At 47.2% G+C, this 24,387-nt stretch carries 15 protein-coding genes; 8 read left to right on the forward strand and 7 right to left on the reverse strand.

Going from position 1 to position 24,387, the window contains the following annotated elements:
- The first annotated feature begins 105 nt into the window (after positions 1-105).
- From M3629_RS05700 to M3629_RS05715, 4 genes are all read left to right on the forward strand, one after another.
- Positions 106-726 (forward strand): flavin reductase family protein, encoded by a 621-nt coding sequence (locus tag M3629_RS05700; protein ID WP_251503242.1) that lies wholly within the window; start codon positions 106-108, stop codon positions 724-726.
- 183 nt (positions 727-909) lie between these two features.
- Positions 910-3,051 carry an MMPL family transporter gene (locus M3629_RS05705; RefSeq protein ID WP_251503243.1) on the forward strand — a complete coding sequence of 714 codons (2,142 nt, stop codon included), beginning with the start codon at positions 910-912 and terminating at the stop codon, positions 3,049-3,051.
- 185 nt (positions 3,052-3,236) lie between these two features.
- A complete protein-coding gene (locus M3629_RS05710) occupies positions 3,237-4,256 on the forward strand; it encodes an alpha/beta hydrolase family protein (RefSeq protein WP_251503244.1) in 1,020 nt (339 codons plus the stop codon).
- 132 nt (positions 4,257-4,388) lie between these two features.
- On the forward strand, positions 4,389-5,507 hold the full coding sequence (locus tag M3629_RS05715; protein ID WP_435368195.1) for a rhamnogalacturonan acetylesterase: 1,119 nt from the start codon (positions 4,389-4,391) through the stop codon (positions 5,505-5,507).
- Positions 5,508-5,880: 373 nt separating this feature from the next.
- Here the strand turns inward: M3629_RS05715 and mnhG are convergent, their stop codons facing one another.
- From mnhG to M3629_RS05745, 6 genes are read right to left on the reverse strand one after another with little or no spacing between them, the layout of a single operon-like run.
- Positions 5,881-6,273: a monovalent cation/H(+) antiporter subunit G gene (gene mnhG / locus M3629_RS05720; protein WP_251503246.1), complete on the reverse strand. Its 393-nt coding sequence runs from the start codon at positions 6,271-6,273 to the stop codon at positions 5,881-5,883.
- Positions 6,257-6,541, reverse strand: coding sequence for a Na(+)/H(+) antiporter subunit F1 (locus M3629_RS05725; protein ID WP_090920611.1), 285 nt, complete (start codon positions 6,539-6,541; stop codon positions 6,257-6,259). The genes mnhG and M3629_RS05725 overlap by 17 nt, the downstream gene beginning before the upstream one ends.
- The gene (locus M3629_RS05730) at positions 6,541-7,017 is read right to left on the reverse strand and encodes a Na+/H+ antiporter subunit E (protein WP_090920607.1); all 477 of its coding nucleotides are present in this window, start codon (positions 7,015-7,017) and stop codon (positions 6,541-6,543) included. The genes M3629_RS05725 and M3629_RS05730 overlap by 1 nt, the downstream gene beginning before the upstream one ends.
- Positions 7,018-7,023: 6 nt before the next feature.
- On the reverse strand, positions 7,024-8,502 hold the full coding sequence (locus M3629_RS05735; RefSeq protein ID WP_251503247.1) for a Na+/H+ antiporter subunit D: 1,479 nt from the start codon (positions 8,500-8,502) through the stop codon (positions 7,024-7,026).
- Positions 8,495-8,833, reverse strand: coding sequence for a Na(+)/H(+) antiporter subunit C (locus M3629_RS05740; protein ID WP_090920602.1), 339 nt, complete (start codon positions 8,831-8,833; stop codon positions 8,495-8,497). Before M3629_RS05740 ends, M3629_RS05735 begins: the two co-directional genes overlap by 8 nt.
- Position 8,834: 1 nt before the next feature.
- Entirely contained in the window at positions 8,835-11,789 is a 2,955-nt protein-coding gene (locus M3629_RS05745) for a Na+/H+ antiporter subunit A (protein ID WP_251503248.1), read from the reverse strand.
- A 309-nt stretch (positions 11,790-12,098) separates the two neighbouring features.
- Between M3629_RS05745 and M3629_RS05750 the strand changes: the two genes are divergently transcribed.
- Together M3629_RS05750 and M3629_RS05755 are read left to right on the forward strand one after the other, a co-directional pair.
- Positions 12,099-13,739 (forward strand): diguanylate cyclase domain-containing protein, encoded by a 1,641-nt coding sequence (locus tag M3629_RS05750; protein ID WP_251503249.1) that lies wholly within the window; start codon positions 12,099-12,101, stop codon positions 13,737-13,739.
- Positions 13,740-13,829: 90 nt separating this feature from the next.
- Positions 13,830-14,354 carry a hypothetical protein gene (locus tag M3629_RS05755; RefSeq protein WP_251503250.1) on the forward strand — a complete coding sequence of 175 codons (525 nt, stop codon included), beginning with the start codon at positions 13,830-13,832 and terminating at the stop codon, positions 14,352-14,354.
- Between the two features lie 121 nt (positions 14,355-14,475).
- On the opposite strand, the gene M3629_RS05760 is transcribed toward M3629_RS05755, so the two are convergent.
- Positions 14,476-15,324, reverse strand: a complete 849-nt coding sequence (locus M3629_RS05760) for a GGDEF domain-containing protein (protein ID WP_338119248.1) — start codon at positions 15,322-15,324, stop codon at positions 14,476-14,478.
- Between the two features lie 502 nt (positions 15,325-15,826).
- On the opposite strand from M3629_RS05760, the gene M3629_RS05765 reads away from it, so the two are divergent.
- Both M3629_RS05765 and M3629_RS05770 read left to right on the forward strand, forming a co-directional pair.
- Positions 15,827-22,540: a DUF7507 domain-containing protein gene (locus M3629_RS05765; RefSeq protein WP_251503252.1), complete on the forward strand. Its 6,714-nt coding sequence runs from the start codon at positions 15,827-15,829 to the stop codon at positions 22,538-22,540.
- Complete coding sequence (locus M3629_RS05770; RefSeq protein WP_251503253.1) at positions 22,537-24,249, forward strand: DUF11 domain-containing protein; 1,713 nt, start codon at positions 22,537-22,539, stop codon at positions 24,247-24,249. The genes M3629_RS05765 and M3629_RS05770 overlap by 4 nt, the downstream gene beginning before the upstream one ends.
- Positions 24,250-24,387: the final 138 nt, after the last annotated feature.

The raw sequence follows: 24,387 nt of genomic DNA on the forward strand, positions 1-24,387 counted from the left end.
GTTTTGTTTTTATGGACGGTATGCATATATAATAACGAAGGAGAAGTTAAAGCTAAGAAGCTGAGGATCAGCCTCATGCATGCGAGTAGGAAAGGGGACTTACATATGTATTCACTAAATTCGGCAGAACTCACGGCTAAAGATAATTATAAATTAATGAGCGGTTCAATCGTACCGCGTCCGATTGCCTTTGTAACTACGCTTTCAGATCATGATGGAATCATTAATGCAGCGCCATTTAGCTTTTTCAATATCGTGAGCTCTGATCCACCACTGTTATCCATCTCGGTGGGACGTAAAAATGGTGTAATGAAGGATACGGCACGCAATGTGCTCGCCCATAATGAACTGGTTGTGCACATTTGTGACGAAGACATTATTGAAGACGTGAATGAAACTGCGGCTTTACTGGAGCCACATGAAAGTGAATTAGAACGGACTCATCTGACAACTGTACCCAGTTCCGTGGTCGCTGTACCCGGAATTCAGGAAGCGCTGATCCGGATGGAGTGCAAGCTGTATCAACATATTCCGATCTCGAATGATGAAGGCGTACCTGTAAGTGATCTACTTCTGGTTCGTATCGTGCAGTATCATTTTAGCGAGAAGGTCTATCTTGCGGATAAAGGGTATATCTTAATGGATCAGTTAAAACCGATCAGTCGTCTGGCAGGTAATGATTATGCCAAACTTGGTGATCGATTCACCGTCATTCGGCCCGAATAATCGGATGTGAAATGAATCAATGAGGACGGACAGCCCCGTGCAGCACATGCATGAGGCTATTTGTCTTTGTTTCATTAGGAACATAATCATGTTGGCTGATGAATAGACTTGTACTATACAAAGCACAAGTTACGGCGTTGATCATGAATGAGAATCTATATTTTGTTGCAGAGGAGCTTGGGGATGGGATATCGAAGCTTGGCTGCCTTCATCAGCCGATATCCGCGGTTTATTATCATCTGCTGGGTGTTTATCATCGGGATGTCAGTAGCCTGGGCGTGGAAGCTGCCTAACATGGTTCAGGATCACGGGTTAAAGCTGGCTCAGGGACAAGCCCAAGCCGTGGAACGGATATTAGAGCAGGAGTTTGATACTCCACCTGATCCGGTCGTGTTGCTTTTTAATAAACACCCGAATACATCGGAGATCGGCTTCAGGACCTGGATTCAAGAACGGCTTGCCGCAGTCCGCACCTTGCCGGCAATAACCTCAGTGATCTCTCCTCTCGACGTGAACACACAGGGAAGACTTATGCGCGAAGATCAAGCTTATGCGCTGATTCATATGGACGTTGAACCCCATCAAATGAGGCTTCCATTAGAGCGATTACGCGGGCTTCTCGACATGGACAAACAAACTCATCAGCTCGGAACCATGCAACTGACAGGAAAACCAGTCGTGCAACAGGATGTTAATCGACTGAGCTTTCGGGATTTAGAACGAGCAGAGATCGTGGGGCTACCCATTGCATTAATCATTCTTTGCTTTGCATTCAGAGGACTGTATGCGGCATGTATTGCTGTCATGATGGGGATCAGTGCAGTGATTACGGCAATGGGCATAACGTCTTTACTGGGTCACTACCTGGAACTGTCCAATTTTATTATTAACGTCATTCCAATGGTGGGTATGGCGCTCAGCATTGATTTTGCACTTATTATTTTGAGCAGGTACAGGGAGGAACTACAGCGGATTTACGCAATGAAAGGCAAGTTCAACGTTAGCAACATGCAACGTGAACTTTTGCAACGGACATTGTGCACAGCTGGTCGAGCGGTTCTCTTCTCAGCGGCATGTGTATTCCTGGGTTTGCTGGGTCTGCTCTGGATCAGGCTGCCTATGTTTCTCAGTGTGTCGCTTGGGGCTACCATTGTTCTGGTGCTGGCTTTGTTGTTAAATGTAACCTTGTTACCTGCTATTCTTTGCCTAAGTGCAGACCGAGTATTTGCTCGCATAACACGTACATCCGGCGTTACAGAACAACAAACAAAGGAGAGTACACTTGAACACAGTTTCTGGCACCGCTGGTCAGCGATCGTCATGAAACGTCCTGTATGGATGGGACTCGTAGGTACGACACTATTGCTGTATTGCGTGTTTCCCGTTACAAGGATGGATTTGTCCGTACCCGATGCTTCTTCTTTACCTGCCAGAATGGAGTCCCGTCAAGCATCTGAGCAGATCGAGCGTAACTTTGGTCAGGAACATACTTCATGGGTCGATATGATCATCGGGAACAAGGATGCTCCGCTAACAGCTCCACATTTGGAACTGGCTAAACACAAAGTGACCCAGCTTCAACGGGATGCCAGAGTAGTGAGTATCCAATCCCAAGGAGGCATTTCGGATTCGTTTATCCGATTGACGGTTGGTGTTTACGGGGAAGCGGGTTCAGATGAGATGAAAGAATGGCTACGGCAGACAAGGGCAGAAGATATAACAGCTATGCCAAAGACCATTCCGATTCGTTATGGCGGCGAAGCAGTTTATGAGGATGAGATTAAACATGAGATTAAACAGCAGTTACCCAAAGTACTTGTATTTGTCGTGGTCAGCAATTATCTGGTGTTGCTACTCGCGTTCCGTTCACTACTAATACCACTAAAAGCGATTCTGATGAACTTGCTTAGTCTGGCGGCATCCTTTGGCATACTTGTATGGGTCTTTAACGAGGGTCATCTGGGAATGGAAGTATCATCAATTGCGATTATGATTCCGGTATTCATTGCGGGCCTTGTTTTCGGCATATCGATGGACTACGGTGTTTTTATGTTAAGCCGAATACAGGAAGTGTACAGACAAACAGGGGATAGTGACACAGCTGTTCGACACGGTTTGGCTTCAACAGGTCGTTTAATTACTTCTGCAGCAGGTATTTTACTGGCTGTGACTGTTCCTTTCGCTTTTGCTGAAGTTGAAGGGGTAAGGCAGCTTGGGATTGGCATTACGGCAGCCGTATTCATCGATGTTACGTTGATCCGTCTTGTGCTTGTTCCGTCCTTGATGAAACTGATGGGGAGATGGAATTGGTGGCTGCCTGGCTGAATGTAGTGCATATTGTAATGTTCAGGAAGGAAAAACACGGGAGCACGAGTGGTGGAAAGTGGTCTAAAGCCGTAAACTAAAGGTAGCGACGATGTTACTACTAGTACTATAATAGATAGGGGTTACCAAATTTTACAATTCACCCATTTGCATCATTCCAGAACCTATAGGAGGTACACTGAATCATGTCCGAAATCGAAGCTTATCTGCAGCAACAAACCACACTTCAAGGTCGTTCTGCGTATGATGCAGATCAACCCTTGGAGTTGTGGCAAAATCAATTGCGTACACGTGTCCAAGAAAAGCTGGGCGATTTTCCAATGATGCCCGCTTCATTGAACCCTGTCGTACTGGAACGTGTTCCATGTGACGGTTACATCCGTGAGCGGATTGAGATCACAACTTACACGGGACTAAGGATGCCTATTTATCTTTTAATTCCGGGAGATGTAAGCGCTACCGACATGAAGAGACCTGCTGTTGTTGCTTGTCATGGGCATGGCTATGGGAGTCGGGAGATTTGCGGAATGGAGCCGGATGGTTCGCCACGGGCAGGGGAGCCTGGATTACACAAAGATTTTGCCGTTGCGCTCGTGAAGCGTGGGTACGTTGTAGCTGCTCCAGAACTGCTTGGATTTGGGGACAGAAGGCTGGATGAGGATCGAGATGCACCTCCGGGCGCAAGTTCTTGTACGAAGATTGCCGCACATCTGCTTATGGCGGGTAAGACGCTTGCAGGACATCGGGTGTATGAAACAACGCGCGTGTTCGATTATTTATCGACACGGTCTGAAGTTAATTCTGAACGGATCGGAAGCATGGGTATCTCCGGTGGGGGATTGGTTACAGCCTTTACAGCCGCATTGGACGAGCGATGCAAAGCGGCCGTAGTAAGTGGTTATGCAAGTACATTCCATGGCAGCATTCTGGACCGCAATCATTGCCTCGACAACTACATTCCGGGGATTCTGCAGGAATCAGAGCTGCCGGATATCATCGGTCTGATTGCTCCGCGCCCTCTCTTTCTGGAGATTGGAAGCGAAGATCTTGTATTTCCGCTTCATTCCGCACGGGAGGCTCACGTACGGTTGAAAATGATTTATGAACATGCAGGAGCAGAACAAGCGCTGGATGCCGATTATTTCGACGGTGGACATGAGATAAGCGGTGCAAAAGCCTATGATTGGCTTGAACAGGTATTGTAATCGTAATATTTTTCATCATGATCTGGAATGTGATGGGTACAAAACCGTATCATTCGAATTCGAGAGGAGCGTTATATGATGAAATGGAGAACTTCTTTACGAATCATGTTATGTACTGTACTTGCTACGAGTATGATCGCGGTTGGATTTGGGAGTGACAGAGCAGAGGTGGCCGAGGCTGCATCGGATCATTACAAATTCGATTTTGGTTCAGGAACCGTGGCGAACGGATATACTGGAGTGTCTGCCTCGACAGCCTATACAGCTGCAAGAGGTTATGGTTTCAATACACCGGCTAATATGAAAAATGTTTCCGCTTCAGGGAGTGGTGTTGCAAGTGATGCCGTTCAATTTCTGAAATTTGGGACAAAAAGTGATAATACCTTTAATGTTGACCTGCCCAATGGTCTATATGAGGTCAAAGTAACTCTGGGTAACACGGCCAGAGCAAGTGTGGCAGCCGAAGGAGTATATCAGATCATGAATATGACGGGCAACGGCGCTACGGATCAATTCCAGATTCCAGTGACAGACGGACAGCTGAATCTGCTGGTAACGGAAGGAAAAGCAGGTACTGCTTTTACGCTAAGTGCCCTTGAAATTCGGAAACTGTCCAACCAGCCTGTCACGAATCGTACGATCTATATCGGTGGAGACTCAACGGTATGCAACTATTATCCGCTTGGGAGTAGCGTACAGGGTGGCTGGGGGCAGTTGCTTCCTTCATATGTAAACAATACAACGTTCCAAGTACGTAACATGGCCACAAGCGGGCAGATTGCCAGAGGATTCCGTGACGATGGTCAGATGGAAGCGATTCTGAAGTATATCAAGCCGGGTGACTATTTTATTCTACAGCTCGGAATTAATGATACGAACGCCAAAAACAACACAACTGAGGCTCAATTCAAAGAAATCATGCGTGATATGGTTCGTCTGGCGAAAAACAAAGGGGCAACCGTTATTCTCTCGACACCTCAAGGGAGAGCAACAGACTTTAATTCCGCTAATGTGCATCAGGCGGAGAACCGTTGGTATAATGCTTCAACGCGTGCACTAGCTCAGGAAGAGGGAGTAACTCTAGTGGATCTAAACAAGCTCAGCTCTGCATACTTCACTTCGATTGGTCCAGCAGCTACGCTTGCTCTGTACATGAATGGTGATACTTTGCATCCGAACCGGCAAGGGGCATCACAGCTTGCTCGAATCGTGGCTGCGGATCTGAAACGCCAAGGCTTAAACGGTTTCTAATAAGAAAGTAGTGTGTTGGGTAAGTTCTATCTGTATTTGAAGTACACAAACGATATTTAGGTTATATAAGAAATCCCCTGGAGGAAAGCCGCTTACGCGCGATATCTCCAGGGGATTTTTTACTTATTTTCGCCACCTATATAAGTTGAAAAATTTTTTTACACTTTAACGGAGAGGACAGAAAAAACCTGAAGAAGCGAAGCCAAAAGCTTTCTGAAAGAAAGCTAACATCGAAAGCATACGCTTCGCCTTTAACCCCGGATTTTCCCCTTTGGAAAAGGGAATAAAAAAAATCCGGGGATAACAGAGATCGGAAGGTTATTCTGTCATCGGAGTGTCTAGTGTAAACCTCTTAATTTAGCCTCTATACAAGCTACTCCATCATATCCTTTGCTTCATGATTCATCTTTTTCCCTTTTAACAGCGGTTCAAGTTCGTCTTGCACACTTTGCTCCCAGAGAGGCACATCGGTACGGTAGGCCGCACGGCCGTTCAGGTGCCCCGCAACAGGCGCAGTGATGAAAACAAACAATATACCGAGCAGTAGGCGAGCACTGATATAGTTGTCAAAATACCAAAAGAAGAAAAATGCACCGCTGAGTACACAAAACACGCCAAGTGTCATGCTTTTGGTGGCAGCGTGGGCTCTCAAATATACATCAGGCAGGCGAATGAGTCCGAAGGCGCTGAGTGCACTAAGGAGGGCTCCAAGCAGCACCAGCAGCCCAATTCCCGTTTCGGCGGTGCCACTAACGATCTCCTTCATTTTTAAACACCGCCCCTCGTTCAATATAACGTGCAAATGCGACTGTGCTCAGAAAAGCCAGAATACCGATCAGCAAAATGATATCCAAATAAGCCTGTGTCTTCAGCATCATGGAGAGTACAGCTACGATGGCAATGACATTGATACCGATCGTATCAAGAGCCGTAATTCGGTCAGCCATGGACGGGCCGCGAAGAACACGATACAAACAAGCCAGAATCGCAAGGGACAGAATGAGCAGTGAGATAAATAGTAGTGAGGATAACATTAACGTGTCACCTCCATGATTGCTTTTTCGAACGTATTCTGAATATCGTTACGCAGTTTCTCTTCGTCCTTGATATCCAGTGCATGAATGAAAAGCTTACGCTGATTCCCCGAGATTTCAAGTGGCAGTGAACCTGGTGTTAATGAAATCAGCAGACACAGCAGTGTCACTTCCCAATCCGAAGATAACTGTGTACGATAGGTGAAAATGCCTGGTCGAATGTCTAGCCGTGGTTTGATAATCTCTCGAATGACCTCGATGCTTGCTCGAACGAGTTCTTTGAACAGCAATCCGATCAATTTGAAGATAGCCCACACTCGAACGATGTAGAAGCGTTGCGGGAAGAAACGTCGCATGCCTCCGATGAGGAGCAATCCAAGCATATATCCAATGAGAAAACCAACGCCATTCCAGGCATTATTCAAAAACATCCAGACAAAGGCAATAATAAGATTGAGTACAATTTGAAAGGCCATAGACATCTACTCCTTCAATACGGCATCAATATAAATGTTGGGATGCAGCAGAATATCACCTGCGCGAGACGTGAGCTGAAACATACCTTCAGCCCCCAGACCCATGACGATGATAAAAGCAAACAGAATTCCGGCAGGAATCAGCAGTCCGTTCACTGCATAGGGACGTCTTGCCATGCCTGCAGGAGGCTCACCCCAGAACGCCTGAATGAAAATGCGGAGTACCGAATACAGCATGAGTAGACTAGAGAGAACGGCAACACCAGTTAAACCGTATAATCCGGCTTCGAAGCCGCCCTCAAACAGCATCAATTTTCCCGGGAATCCACTGAACGGAGGCAGACCCGCAAGTGCAAGCGCACTGATGAAAAACATCCATCCCAGCACGGGATAACGTTGGATTAGTCCACCCATGTTATCGAGCCTGGAAGTTCCCGCAACAGCAATGAGCGCACCGCCGAGCAGGAAGAGCAGTGTTTTGATCAACATGTCATGCAGCATATAAAACAGTAATCCTTCCAGAGCACTACGGCTGGCAGCAGCCATACCAAACGCGACGAAACCTACGCCAGCGACGACATTATAGATTAAAATTTTGTTCACATCACGGTAGGAGATCGCTCCAATCACACCAAGAATCATCGTAGCACCCGCCATCCAGCCGATCAGAGCATTAAAGAAGTCTGGATCATGATAGAAGATCAACGTAAATGTTCGCACAATGGCATACAGGCCGACCTTGGTTAACAAACCAGCGAATAACGCCGTAACGACCGCGGGCGGAGCCGCATAAGATCCAGATAACCAGAAAAACAGGAACAAGCCTGCCTTGATACTGAATACGATTAGGAAAAGAACGGCAATCAGTGTGACTACTCCGCTCTGCCCCACTTCAGTAATGCGTACCGACAAGTCGGCCATATTCAGCGTACCTGTGATGGAATACAGAAAGCCGATGGAAGCGACAAATAAGGCAGAAGACACGATATTGATCAGTACATATTTAATCGTTTCACGTAGCTGTCTTTCCGTGCCTCCGAGTACAATGAGAGCGTAAGAAGAGATCAGCATCAATTCAAAGCTGACAAACAAATTGAACAGATCCCCGGTTAGAAACGATGCGTTCACGCCCGCAATCAAAAAATGAAAGAACGGATAGAAGTGATGTTGCTCGCGCTCCTTGTTGATGCTTCGAAAAGCATAGAGCAGGCAAGCCAGCGCAATGATGGAAGCAGCAACAACCAGCAACGCTGCGACCATATCGGCAACCAGTACGATTCCATAAGGTGCTTGCCAGCCCCCCATATTAAGTGTCAAGACACCGGATTGCGCAACACGTGTGATGAGTATGGTTGAAACCGTTGCAGTGGATAACAGACCAATCACGCTAAAGAAACGTTGTGTATTGATTTTACGGAAGAACAACAGGGTGATCACGCCCGTGATCAGTGGAAGCAGGATAGGCAGAACCACAAGATTATTCATATGGACGCCCCCTTACTTCTTCCATATCGTCTGTTCTCAGCTTCAGATAAGAACGGTAGGAAAGGACAAAAAAGAAGGCTGTCAGACCAAAATTGATGACAATGGACGTTAAAATCAACGCTTGAGGGAGCGGATCAACGTATTTCTCCGCCATTTCTCCCAGCAGTGGAGGAGCGCCTGTCTTGAGACGTGACATCGTAATTAACAACAGGTGTACTCCATGTGTCAGAATCGACATGCCAAGTACGATACGGAGCAGGCTCCGTGACAAGATTAAAAAGACGGCAACCGCAAACAAAATGCCTACGGCCACGCACATCAAAATTTCCATATCAACGATCCTCCCCGATCTGTAAAATGATAGTCATGGTGACGCCTAGCACAGCGAGGTATACGCCTAGATCAAACAGCATGGCTGTAGCAAGCTCTGTCTCGCCCAGCAGAGGCAATTCGAAATATCCGAATGTCTGGCTGAGAAATGGGACACCGAATAGGAATGAACCTGCACCAGTAAGTAGAGCTATGCCTAAACCTATGGCTGTCAAAGTCCGAAAATCGATGGGTAACGCTTTGCGTATTGTATCCGTGCTGAAGGCCAGAGCGATAAGGACCAGGGCTGCGGCCGTGACGAGTCCACCGATGAAACCACCGCCAGGATTATGATGCCCGGCAAAGAACAGATGCATGGAGAAGGTTAAAATGATAAACACAACCACTTTCGTTGTGGTTTGCAACAATACATCATTACTTTGCAAAGGAACCGTGTCCCAGGACAATGTACTACGCTCGCGGTTTCCGTATTTTTTGGTGTTGTCCGCTTCATCGTCAAGCTCGGGTTCTTCGTCCTTTTTCTCCTCATTTTTACGGAATTTCAATCGGGCTCCAAGATCCTTCGCTTCGAGATTCAGGTTGATCATGGAGTAGATGGACAATGAGGCTACGCCAAGAACCATAATTTCAAGTAATGTATCATAACCGCGGAAATCCACGAGTAATACGTTTACGACATTTTTACCACCTGCGGAACTGTAAGCTTCCTGGATAAAGAAAGCCGAGATGCTGTCCAAAGATACGGTGCCGCTTGCAGCGAGTGCGACGAATGTCATCACAACGCCAACGGAAACAGCTACAATTCCATTCACTGTGAGGTAGCGGGGGCTGGACTTGCCCCGTTGTAACTCAGGCAGATGGTAGAAGCAGAGCAGGAACAATGCCACGGAGACAGTCTCCACAATCATCTGCGTCAGGGCAAGATCCGGTGCACGGAACAGAACGAACAGCAACGTAACTAGGTAACCGACAGCACCGGTCATAATGACAGCAGATAATCGGTTTTTCGCAAAGGGAATGGAAATGGCAGCTGCAATCAGCGTGACCAGCAACACAACTTCGTAGAATGAGTAGGATGCATTATCCTGCACATGCCAGGTAATATTTTCGCCAGAACGAAAGAAGGCGTAAACGAGCAGCGCAACGGTAAATGAGAAAATATAAACCAGATAATTGCGGACGGAGCCGTTCATGTAGGCTTCTGTCCACTTCCGTGCGTAGTGCTGTACATTGTCTAGAACAACATGATACATATTGTTAATCGTTAATCCCTGTGGATAATGCTCATAAATATTCCTCCATCGTGGCAGTAACTTGTATAAAATGACCCCTAGCGCAATTACACCGATGGTCATGAACAATTCGGGAGTCAAGCCATGCCATAAGGAGAAATGTACATCAAAGCGTTCATTCCCATTCAGCAGGGAAGGGAGCACGGCAGCCATTGCCGGTTCGATCAATGACCCGGATAGTAGATCCGGAAAGAGTCCAAAACCGATGACCAGCGCACCCAGAACGAGCGGCGGGATGAGCAGGCCGATAGGCGCTTCATGTAATTTCTCGGCAGGCAGCTCACTTTGGCTACGACCGAGGAATGTTTTGAACACAAAAATCAGGGCATAGATTAGTGTGAAAACGCTGGCAAGCCAGGCGACGACGGGGAGCAAAATACTCCAGGAGCCCATGCCAAAGATACGGAGATCTGTAATCTGTACCATAGCTTGAAAGAACAATTCTTTACTGAGGAAACCGTTAAATGGCGGAATACCTGCCATGGCTAATGAACCAATCAGCGCCAGGCTGAATGTGATGGGCATGAATGCTGCCAGCCCGCCAAGCTTGCGAATATCTCGTGTACCTGTCTCATGATCTACAATGCCGGCGACCATGAACAGTGCCGCTTTAAAGGTACCGTGGTTGAACAGATGGAGTAGTGCAGCAGTGATGGCTACGGTGTACATAGTAGAGGACTCACCATATCCGAAATAGAGAGCAGCAGATCCGATCCCGAAGAGGGACATAATCAGACCAAGTTGTGAAATGGTGGAGTACGCAAGAATGGCCTTGAGATCGTTTTTCTTCACTGCTAAAAATGATCCGTAACCTAATGTGAGCAGTCCGACGCCAGTTACAAGCCAGAACCAGAGTCCCTGTCCACCGAATATGGGTGTGAAGCGCGCGACCACATACAGCCCCGCTTTGACCATCGTGGCTGAGTGAAGATACGCACTAACCGGAGTTGGAGCTTCCATAGCATCAGGCAACCAGATGTGAAATGGGAATTGTGCCGATTTGGTGAACGCTCCAATCAGAATGAGAACAAGAGCCGGTAAGAATAGATTGCTGTCCTGAATATGCCCCCACTCGGTAATGGTTGCGCGGATACTGAATGTACCTGTCATCAGGTACATCAACATGAATCCGGCAAGCATAGCGAATCCCCCAAAAACCGTAATCAAGAACGATTTTTGTGCACCGGATGTGGAAGCTTTACGCTTGTAGTGAAAGGCGATTAACAGAAATGACGTAATGCTGGTGAGTTCCCAGAACCCATACAGCACGATCATATTATCGGATAATACGACGCCAAGCATGGCGCCCATAAACATTAACAAGTAGAGATAGAACCGGTTTAACGCTTCTGTTTTGCTCATATAAAAAATAGAATAAAAGACGACAAGCACGCCTATTCCGCTGATCAGCAACGTTAGCAGTAGACTGAGTCCGTCCAAATATAGATTAAATCCGATGTCCAGGGACGGAATCCAGGGAATCTGTCCGGATACCGGTTGACGCTGGGACACGGTAGAGATTTGGCTTACAAAATAAACAAATAACGATGCCGGTACGGCGAGTACAAGCCATCCCAAATGAATTTTCCGGATTAGTCTGTGTAGCAAGGCTAGAACGATGCCAGCTACAAAAGGCAAAATAACTGCAATGTGAAGCAGGCTCAAATAATTACACCCCCAATGTTTTTTCTCGTTAGTATCTCTGTGACATACAGGCGCAATGCTCTAAGGATATGCTTGCTTGCTCTCTCTATTCATAACCCAAGTTTGTATATACAGAATCGTGACTATTCTTTGAATAGAAGAAACCCGTTTGGTTTTGGGTAAATTTTGTATGTGTACATATATAAAAAAAGCAGTGAAAAATACCGATATAATTCAAAATAAGTGAAAGCTATTTCTTATCATTTTGCAGCGCAGAGCTGTGGATGATCGAGATTGTAAGAGCGGTTCACCGGATGTGCAGGAGGAATTATGTCATTTAAACTTAGAACGGTGCTCACCGTCATTTTCGCTGTGTTATCTCTGTTCGTTATCTTAACCATTGGATATGTTTTCAGCCAAAAATCATTTGATGCGGTGGAAACCGAAATAGGCCACTCTCTGGAAAGCACGGCTCTACAGACCGTGGACAAGCTGGATCGTTTCATGTACTCTCGTTCTGGTGAAATGAATCTTCTGGGCAACATGGCATCTATGAATGATGAATTTAACCATAAGGATATTCAAATGCTGTTGGATCAGCTGCAAAATAGCTTCCCCTCTTTTTCATGGGTTGGATTCATGGATCCAAAAGGAAAAGTGCTAGCCGCCACAGACGGAATACTTTTAGGCGAAGATTTATCGGAGCGGCCTGTGTACCAGGAAGGAATCAAGGGTAAATTTATTGGAGACGTACATAATGCGGTGCTGCTCGCCAAACTATTGCCTAATCCATCGGGAGAGCCATTGCAATTTGTAGATATCAGTTTCCCGCTTAAGGATAGTGACGGACAGATTCGTGGTGTATTAGCAGCACATCTCAGTTGGGCGTGGGCCAAAGAAGTCGAGGCTTCCGTACTCGTTCCCTTACAACGTGAGGAGAAGGATATTGAATTCTTTATCGTTAGCAAAAAAGAGCACACTGTGCTTCTTGGTCCCAAAGAGTGGGTAGGTAAACCACTTGCATTAGAAGAGATTGGAGACCATCGGAACAGTAAAAGTAGCTGGTCCACTGAAAGATGGCCGGATGGCAAGGAATATGTTACCGGTTTAGCCTATAGCCAGGGATATAAAGATTATCCGGGACTGGGTTGGACCATTATCATCCGTCAGGGTAAATCGGCAGCTTTTTCCTCCGTTGTTGATCTGATGTGGTTTAACATCGCTGCGGGCATCGTTGTGATGCTGTTCTTTGCGCCGATTGGGTGGCTTCTCTCCAGACTCATCTCGGCTCCACTGGTTCGACTGACCCGTGTTGCAGATCGTCTTGGTGCAGGAGAGAATATTGATATCCCCGAGACCAAAGGGCTGAAGGAAATTGAGGCATTGTCACGGTCCCTGCGAAACATGGTTTCTTCGATCATGAATAAAGACTCAGAACTGGTTGTGATGCAAAATCTTGCAAATTATGATCAGCTGACCGGATTGAAGAACCGCACAGCCCTAGAGACGTATCTTGAGGAAACTTTGGAGATGGAGAGCGAGGATCATACGTTAACTTTTCTCTATCTGGATCTGGACGGTTTCAAAAGTGTGAACGATTCGCTGGGACATCAGACGGGGGATGTTTTACTGCAAAAAGTTGCTCAGCGACTTACAGCCCTAAGTCATGAGGATGGTATAACGGTTCGGCTTGGCGGTGACGAATTCCTGATTGTACTTCGCTCAGCCTCGGATGATCCGCGGCAGGAAGCGATGGAGTATGCGCAAGATATTATTCAAACTCTGAACAAACCATTCATTATTGAGTATGAGCGAGTTCATATTGGATGCAGTATTGGAGGAGCGGAGTATCCGACAAATAGCAACAATCCGAGTGAGATTATTCGAATGGCAGACGAGGCACTTTACAGATCCAAACGGGCAGGCAAGAATAGAGTCACATTTTATTCCGAGTTGGAAAACGAGGGTTAGCATATAATAGTACTATGAAGTGGGGAGTCACTTGAGCATTAAGGCAGGTGTGCATGGACAGTGAGGTAATTGAGAAGGGAGGTGGGGCGCTTGTCTGGAAAATATGCAAACGTACCCTTTGGCTATGAGCCTGTTCAGCCTAGTCGCAAGGGCACGTTGATCTTCTACGACTCGTTCGAGAACGTAACGAACGAACAGCTTGAGCGTGCAGCTACGATTATGAATGCAAGAGCTTTCAAGCAGCTAGTGTTTTACCCATTACATGAAAGCACGGTAAAACGAATGAGCCGAGACGCGGTACAATCCTTTTACAAGAGAGAGGATCGTCTTCACGAATGGCGGCGTGATCACGCATCTGCATCAATTCGGGTAGAAGGACTAGAGGGGAAGCGCAAAAAGTATACCCCGATTGATACAGCCTTAAGACATATTCAAGCGGAATACCCGTCACCTCTTTTTCTGTATATGACTTTAGAAATGGCTAATCAATGGGCATCCTTTGACTCCTTTACCGATTGGATCAAGGAACTTCGCCTCATTATTGACGGTCAGTCTGATGAGGTCCATCCAAGGCTGGAGCAATATCGCCATCGCTGGGAGTGGGCAACAGAATAAAGAAAGAACCACAGTTCAAAAAAACAGGCAGATTCGTATGAAAACAAAAAAAGTTGTGCGGTGATCCGTTTGACCGGGTGTACACCACACAACTTTTTTCAATTTACTTTCTCATTAATCATCATGCTGGAACGAGTGAGGTTACGGTTTTATTTTTACCAGTACGTTTGGCAGCATACAGGCAAGCATCCACATCTTCAAACAACTTATCTTTACTCAAATCAAGGTTGTATCCTTTGAGGCCGATACTTACAGTGATGGAAGCACCCCCAAGTTCCAGATGGCCCATTAATGAAATTTTTTGCCGGATAAGCTCAACCAGATCATAAGCTTGTTCAAAGGATTGTTCGAACATTAACAAAGCGAATTCTTCACCGCCATACCGCGCAGCAATGTCACTAGCCGTGATGCTCTCTTGAATGATCAAGGACACCTTTTCCAAAATGATGTCGCCCACACGATGACCATACGTATCATTGATCACTTTAAAATCATCAATATCGATCAGCGCCAAATGCAGACTCATCCCGAGATTGGCGTACTCAAATGCCTTCTCATAATAATCTTTGAACGAGCTCTGATTATAAAGATTCGTTAACCCGTCTGTCTTAGACTGTTTGGCAATGATGGCATTTCTGACGATAAGGTCTTCCTTGGCGTTCATGCTTGTCTGTAAATCGTCCAGTACTTCGATGCCGGTAGTCACAATGATTTGTGCCACATAGGTGGCCAGGATCAGAAATATCGGAATGGAAACCATGTCAAAGGAGCTAAGATATGCACGATACACCGGGTCAAGTAGTAGAAGACCATATCCTGCCACTTGTAATGAAAAAATGAACCAAACGCGTTTGCTGTCATAAAACAACACAGAGGCAAAGATCGGTAAAAGACATATGGCTGGCATAATTCGAATGTCGTAATTGACATGAATAATGGTCCAGGCAATTACTGTACTGGTTATGGACATTGTAGTGAACGAACAGAAAGGAAATTTTCGATCCATATAACTGGTGAGCAAAATACAAAAAACAGCTAAAACTGTGGGCCAAAATAAAACGTTTACGATGAAATCCAGGGGGGCGCGATCATATTTCAAAAAAAGATAACAACCAATCTGAACTAAAAAATGTACAATAACAACGACCCAATAAGCATGAAGCATTTTACGTAACCATTTGGAATGCTTGATCTCATACTCTCTTGGAATATGTCTGCTATGTTCTGCTGAACTGTTCATAAATCACCGCTGACTGCATCAAAATGATACGACAGATTGCTCTCGTATAAGTAGATTATAAGATAGAATCGGCAAAACGCAAGGGATAAAATTTTAAACATGATAATAAACCTTACATAATAATCCAATGAATATCCAAACTTTCGGAAGCGGACATACAAATTCCCTGACTTTGCATCATAGACTGATAACAGGCTCTGTTGCAGAAATCCCATTTTCCGCTGAAGGGGAGGTGAAATCCATTCCTCTTGTCGTTCGTTCAACTGTCAACGCTACAGGTGCAATTACGTTCACGGGCAATACACTTGGACTAAGCCGTTCTGACACGGCAGGAGTGCCAGGGACGCAAGACAGTATCGGAGGATTTACAACGATTAATACGGCTTCCACTTATGGAACGTACCCGGCAGGTACAACCAGTCTGTACCAAAGCAACAGTTCAGCAGCGATTCTGGTTCTGCCTGCGGGAAGTACTGTTCTTTATGCGGAGTTGATCTGGGGCGGAAGTTATATTAACGGGACGGTTAACCTCAGTTCGGCAATCAATAACCCGGTTACGTTTACCACCCCTGCGGGCACATCCAGTGTTACGCCTGATCCGGCCACATATAATCAGTTTGACCTTGGCAACAACGCAGCGGGGTATGTCCGATCGGCTAACGTTACCACCCTTGTACAAAATGGGGGAGCAGGTACATATGTCACCGGGGGAGTCGTAGGAACGATTGTGATTACCAATGATGCTACAGCGAATCATGCAGGCTGGACGCTGGGCGTTATTTATCAAAATGGAAATCTACCTTTTCGTAACATGTCTTTACGTGCGGGAGGAGTACTGGTTCAATCAACTTCGGCGCCGGTTGTTACGACGCTTACAGGCTTTGCAACACCCATCTCAGGAGCTTTGGGGGGCAGAGCGCTGTTCAGTGCGCAGGAGGGGGATGCGAACCGCACAGGAGATCAGGCGTTATTTGGAGCGACATCCGCAACTTCAGTTGCCTTGTCCGGGCCCAACAATCTAGCGGCCAATTTTTTTGCGTCACAGATTAATGGGGATACGGGTGCACTGAACACGACAGGTACCTTTGGAACTCGCAACCAGATCAATGGAGCACCCGGAACGAATATTGTCGGGGGACGTCAGGGCTGGGATATTACCAATGTGGATGTGTCAGCAAGGCTGATTAATAATCAGTCTTCAGCCGTCTTGACACTTACCACATCTGGCGATGCGTACATCGTGAATGGTAACGCCATTCAGGTCGATATTAACGCACCACGGATTACGGTCGCGAAGTCATTTACAGCAACGGGCGCAGTTGCCGGAGATACAGTCACGTATACAGCGACCATTACGAATGGTGGATCGGCTAGTGCAGCCAGTGTGGTTCTGTCGGATACGCTACCTGCCGGTTTAACATTTGTACCTGGAAGCATTACGGTAGGGGGGGTGTCCAGGCCAACACTGGATGTGACATCAGGTATACCTTTAGGCTCTTTGGCGCTCAATAGCAGTGTTGTCGTCACTTACCGAGCTCAGATTACAAACGATACAAGCACTTTACAACTCGTCAATTCCGCAAATGCCGCATTTACTTTTCAAAGTGTTGCTGGCGGACCGGTCATTAGTGGGGTTGTTCCTTCCAATAATTCAACACTTCCTGTATATTCACCGAACCTCTCTATCGTAAAATCAGCGAATACCACTAATGCAACGGTAGGCGATCAGGTGACCTATACGCTTCAGGTGACGAATGGAGGAAATGTAGGAGCAAGTGTGACGATTGCTGACAATATTCCAGCTGGCAGTTCCTATGTAGCTGGTAGTTTCCGTGTCAATGGAACGGTGGTGGCAGGAGCCAATCCTGCTGTGGGTGTCAATTTGGGGACACTGGCAGCAGGGAGTGTGACAACCATTACGTTTCAAGTGCTGGTAACCAACCTGCCAACACCACCCACATTGGTTGATCAGGCGACTGCTTCGTATTCGTTTAACTCACCAGACGGAAGAACCATCACGGGTTCAGCGGCATCAAACACACTAACCATCCCGGTAACTCTGCCGAATGTGACGGTTCTCAAAACAGCAACGGTTACGGATGTTGCTGTCGGAGAGACCTTCACGTATTCAGTGGTCACGACCAACGGGGGCATACAGCCAATCACGAATGCAATATTGTCAGATAGTCTTCCAACAGGGCTGAACTTTGTCCCTGGAAGTGTCACGGTTCGGGGTACAAGTGTGCCGTCAGCTAACCCCGCCAGCGGAATCGCTCTGGGAACATTAAATGCAGGGACCTCCGCAACGGTGACTTTTCAAGTAAGTGTGCAATCTGTACCAACAGGAGGATCACTTCTTAACCGGGCCTCTGTGTCTTACAGTTCAGGAGCATTTACAGGCATATCCAATTCCAACTCAATAACCACACCTGTATATCAGCCTGTGATTAACATTGTGAAATCGGCAAGTCAGACCAATGCAACACAGGGAGATCAGCTTGCTTATACACTCGTTGTCAGTAATACAGGGAATATTGCGGCTCAAGTCAATGTGACAGATACGATTCCGGCGGGCCTTACATTTGTGCCGGATTCAGTAACGGTTAACGGCACAGCTAGACCAGGAACAAGTCCACTGACGGGGATTACACTGGGAAGTATTTTGCCTGGAGGAAGCGCAACTGTAATATTCCGAGCCACATTAACTACTATTCCTTCTCCACCTGTATTAGAAAATCAGGGGTTCTCCACTTACACCTATCAGCTTCCAAGTGGCCGAAATCTATCTGGCAGCTCCAGTTCCAATATCGTCCGTATCCCTGCTTCAGCACCTAATATTAGCTTGTCGAAAACAGTAAACACCACAGATGGCACAGTTGGAGATGCTCTCACATACAGGGTTGTTATCACAAACGCTGGTGGGGGTGCTGTACAAAATCTGGTGCTCTCCGACATACCTTCAGCCGGCTCCGAATTCATAGCGGGAACGGTTACAGTGAACGGGGTGGTGCAAAGTAATGCCAGTCCTGTCGCAGGTATCGCCTTGGGGACTTTGAGTAGTTCCGCTAGTATCACAGTGACGTATCAGACTAGAATTACTGCTATTCCCTCATCAGGTGTCGTGAGTAACAGGGCAAGTGCCGCCTTTACTTCAGGCAGCTTTAATGGTGTGTCTTCATCAGTAACCGTGAACACCCCCGTCTATCAACCGGTCATTCAAGTGCTGAAGTCAGCAAGTACGTCAAGTCTGACGGTGGGAGACACATTCAACTACAATGTTCAAATTACCAATACCGGCAATATTCCTGCAGTCGTTACCCTGACCGATCCTGTTCCTGCTGGGGCCATATTTGTGACAAACAGTGTTTTGATAAATGGAAACCCGGCTCCAGGTGTGAGTCCGAATACAGGAATCAGTCTGGGAACACTGGCTGCCGGAGCGTCCGTGACGCTGTCTTTTCTGTCAACCGTCACAAGTCTGCCTGATCCAAGACAGTTAATTAACCAGGCAGTTGCCTCATACAACTATACACTGCCGAGCGGAAGAATTATTGCAGGCTTTGTTCCATCCAACACGGTTACGATCCCGGTGTCCTTGCCGAACGTCAGCATTGTTAAAACGGATAATGCTGATTATGCGGTGTCTGGAGATGTGATCCGTTATACTTCTGTGATTCGAAATAATGGAACCACCGCTGTGAATAACGTCATTTTTATCGATCCGCTGCCTTCGAACACCCCATTTATATCCGGAAGTGTCCTGGTGAACGGCGTTGCTTCACCGCTCTCCAATCCGACCGCCGGCATCCCAATCGGTACTTTGGCCCCGGGAGCTGAAGTTACCGTAACTTTTGAGGTGAGGATAACTATGCCGATCCCTTCCCAGATTAACAATCAGTCGACGGTCAGCTTTACTTCCGGCTCTTTCTCGGGTTCGTCATCTTCCAATACAACACAGACCCCTGTCATACAGCCGCAAATTGCACTTGTTAAAACGGCGAACACCATCAATGCAACCGTGGGAGATACTGTTGTTTATACGATAACGGTGAGCAATACCGGAAATCTGCAAGCCAATGTTACCGTAACGGATACGATCCCGGCAGCGACAACCCTTGTGCCTAATAGTGTTGTTGTCTCGGGTGTACCACAGCCTGGAGTTACGCCAGGCGCTGGCATTCCGGTAGGTATTGTAGCGGCAGGGGCAACAGCCATTGTAACGTTTGCGGTTGTTGTGGATTCTTTGCCATCTCCGCAACAACTTAGCAATTTTGCTTCATCGACGTTTACATTTACGCCGCCTGACGGGCGAACGTTGACAGGAACAGCAACGTCCAACACACTTACTTTTCCGGTTTCATCGCCTAATGTAAGTGTAGTTAAAAGCACGGTATCTACAGCTGCAACCGTGGGTGACACTATTGTTTATTCTGTATTGGTGACTAATAGCGGTATCGCGCCTGTGAACAGTGTGCAGTTCTCAGACCCGATTCCGTCAGGGGCTTCATTTGTTCCAGGCACTGTAACGATAAATGGTGTGGCACAACCCGCAGCAAGTCCGTCAGGAGGAATACCGTTAGGTACCCTTGCTCCAGGCGGAACGGCAACCGTTACATTTAGCGTCATTGTTAACGGAATTCCTACGAATAATCAGTTGAGTAATCGGTCAACGGTTACGTTCACTTCCGGAACATTCTCGGGTACAACGTTCTCGAATACCGTCTTAACTCCGGTATTCCAGCCCGTATTAGTCGCTCAGAAAACAGCCAGTACTCAGAATGCCACCGTAGGTGATACGGTCAGTTATACGATTAGTGTGAATAATCAGGGGAATTATGGAGCGCAGATTAACCTGACCGATAATTTGCCTGCAGGCACAGTGCTTGTGCCTAACAGTGTTATCGTCAATGGTCAGCCACTGCCAGCTGCCAGTCCGACAACGGGTATTCCTGCCGGGACGGTTGCAGCCGGAGCTACAACGACGATTACTTTTTCGGTTGTCATAGACACACTTCCAAGCCCGCAACAACTTGTGAATCAGGCTTCAGTTGCTTTATCGTTCACCTTGCCAGATGGGAGAACTATCAACAGATCCGTGCTCTCTAATGTACTGACAATCCCGGTGTCGGCTCCTGACGTAAATGTTGTTAAATCTACCACGTCCACAGCCGCTTCTGTGGGTGATATCGTAACCTACAGCATTGCAGTGACCAACAATGGAATCGCCAATGTCAGCAATGTCATATTTACCGATGCTTTGCCTGCAAGTACAGTACTCGCGCCTAGCGGTGTCTTTGTGGATGGGGTGCTTCGTCCTAATGCAAATCCTTCCACAGGCATTACTTTGGGTTCCATTGCACCTGGAGCTACCGTAACCGTTGTATTTAGTGTAAGTGTGACGAGTCTGCCTTCACCGGCAGTATTGAACAATCAATCAACGGTAAGTTTTACCTCTGGAGCATTCTCTGCGACTACGTTCTCCAACACGGTATCAACCCCGGTATACCAGCCTATTTTGGCTGCAGTCAAAACAGGGGATCAAGCTATTGCCACGGTGGGGGATACGGTAATCTATAGCATTGCTGTCACAAATACCGGAAACTATGGTGCTTCTGTGACACTGACGGATACCATTCCTGCCGGTACAGAGTTTGTGCCGAACAGTGTCATTATTAATGGGGTAGCTGCACCAGGCGTTGACCCCGCTTCTGGAATTTCCCTTGGTGTGGTATCGACCACGACCATCGTCACATTTTCTATCGTGATCACAACATTACCCGTAAGTCAGTCCATTACAAATCAGGCGTCAGCAACCTTTACGTACACGTTACCGGATGGCAGAACACTTGGGGGAAGCATTACTTCAAACGCTCTGATTATTCAGGTCTCTGCACCGAATGTCACTGTTGTGAAAACAACAACTTCCACAGATGCCGTCGTAGGCGACACCATTGTTTATGAGATGGTTGTGACCAACAGTGGTATAGACCCAGTCAATAATATCGTCCTGACAGACCCGATCGATCCGGCGACCACTTTTGTTACGGGAAGTGTACTGGTTGACGGCATACCTCGGGCTTTGGCAAACCCGGCACTTGGCATTGCACTCGGTACGCTGGCTCCTGGAGAGTCGGTTGCGGTCTCCTACGCGGTCCGTGTTAACTCACTTCCGACACCGCCGCAAGTCAGCAGCCAGTCTTCCGTAAGTTTTACATCAGGTGTGTTCTCCGGAGCAGCGTATTCCAATACGATTGTTACTCCAATCTATCAGCCCATTATTGCCGTTTCCAAAACAGCAAGCAGATCGAACGCTACGGTTGGTGACGACATCGTGTATTCATTTACAATTAACAACAGCGGTAACCTTGTCGCCAATCTTACATTAACAGATAACATTCCAACCGGTGCGGTGCTTCTCCCGAACAGCGTTCTGATCGATGGTGTTCCGCAGCCGGGGGCTAATCCCGAAACGGGTATCGTCGTAGGCAACATCCCCCCTGGTGGCTCTGTAAATGTTACGGTCACCCTGGGCGTAACAGTCGATTCGTTGCCTCAAAATCAGCAACTCCGCAACCAAGCAGTCGCAAACTATACGTTTAGTCCGCCAGACGGTCGCGTACTATCGGGAACGGTATCATCCAATGTACTTATCATTCCTGTATCAGCTCCAAATGTAGTTGTTGCCAAGAGCACTAGTGCCATTGATGCTGTCGTTGGTGATGTAATCACGTATACGGTAGTGGTGACCAATAGTGGCATCGAAACGGTAAACAACGTGGTCATGGTCGACCCGGTACCTGTCGGTACTGTATTTGTGCCGGGGAGCGTTGTCGTGAACGGTGTGGCGAGACCGACGGGTAATCCGAATACGGGTATAACTTTAGGTTCCATTGCTGCTGGAGCTTCTACTACAGTTACATTCAATGTAGAGGTTGTGGTGATATGAGCGAAATTCCAGGTACGTTGTCCCACTGGTTAAAGAATCAGTCCCTGGTTCGATTCAGCTCGGGTACGACTGAACTGGAACAGGTGGCTTATTCCAACACCGTTGTGACACCATGGATCGGCCCCAGGCTCAAGGTAAGCAAACAATGCAATGTAACGACAGCAGCCTTGGGCCAATCTCTGACTTATCAGATTGAGATTGTAAACACGGGAAACCGCACGGCAATTGTCCGTGTGGTAGACCCGATCTCTCAGGAAACCTCGCTTCTGCCGAACAGCGTGCTGAGGAATGGCATCCCGTTGCCGGGAGTCTCTCCCGCGCAGGGATTACCTCCGTCAGAAATAGCACCTGGTGCAGTGCTGACCTATCATTTTCAAGTCGTTATTGTGCGAGTGCCTGAGAATCTCACGCTATTGAACCAGGCGGAAGTGAAATATGAGTTTGTCACAACAGACAGCAGAACGGTTAACGGGACGGAAAAGTCCAACGTTGTTGAAGTTCGTATCGAAACATCGCGGCTCGAAGTAAGTTTGCAAGTGGACCGAAGTAACACGTTTGCTGGAGATATCTTGATGTATACGGTGCTGGTGAGCAATCCGGGGTTTGCCGCGGCGACAGATGCCGTATTAACAGTGAGGTTACCCCAAGGTGCCATCTTTATCCCGGCAAGTGTGACGATTAACGATATGTTCGCACCACAAGTCACACCGGATGCCGGAATTGATCTTGGTGATATTGGGCCAGGAAGTGTGGTTCGGGTGCAGTATCGAGTACAGGTAACTGTAACCCAGGTGACAGGTTCGCAAGCGCCGGATCAATTATCAAGTGAAGCTGTCCTAAAATACATTACTGCGGGGAAACAAGAAGTTGTATATTCCAATGTGGTCACACTGATTATTGTTGAACCTCAAATTTCTGTTGTCAAAACGGTCTCACCTGTAATAACGACACCAGGAGATACGGCGAAATATCATATCACCGTGTCCAACCAAAGCAATTATGCGGTGGACGCCAAACTACAGGATGTTTTGCCTGCGGCGCTAGTCTTTGTTGAAGGTAGTCTCAGCTGGAACGGAGTCAAACGTCCAGGTTCGAACCCCAATACAGGGATAAACCTGGGCACATTAACTGCCCGCTCCGAGCTACATATTCAATTTGAGGCTCAGGTGGAAAACGAAGTGGCTGGGGCAGTGATTTCCACGCAACACAGTTATGTGAATCGCGCCGTATTACTATACACATTCCGCTTGCCGGATTCTCGTACAGTTCAACGCAGACTTATCTCAAATGAAGCTGTTCTGGAGGTCAGATTGCCTGTTATTCAGGTTCATGTGGAGGTATTTCCCCCTATTGTTGAGCAGGGAGGCACGGTCACTTTCAACGTAAGTGTCAGTAATACGGGTTCGTTGCCTGCACGCGTGCAGTTGGGCAATATTCTGCCTCAGGGAGCTAAATGGGTGGGGCAGGAGAGTGGTCCGATGCAGTTAAATGTCCCCGAATATTCGACTCCAAGGTATCTTCACATTGGTGAGCTCGGCGCAGGATCGGTAAAAGAATTTGCTTATCTTGTTCAACTTGCTCCTGAACAAACGGGTATTCTGCAAGGGACCTTGACGGCCCTCTACACGTATGAGTGGAATGCACAACGACGCTCAGGAGAGACTAGATCGAACGAATATACCATACTGGTCGAAGCTCAGGATGAGTAAGAGATGATGGGAAGTGAATACAAGTTGAATATATACGAAGGAACTTACCGAAAAAAAGGTGTCATGACATTACACAAACGTAAATGAATGGTATACTAATTGAATATGCACTCGGCAAGCAACCGTGGAATCGGGACG

Source organism: Paenibacillus polysaccharolyticus (genome assembly GCF_023714295.1).
GTDB classification, from domain to species: domain Bacteria; phylum Bacillota; class Bacilli; order Paenibacillales; family Paenibacillaceae; genus Paenibacillus; species Paenibacillus polysaccharolyticus_A.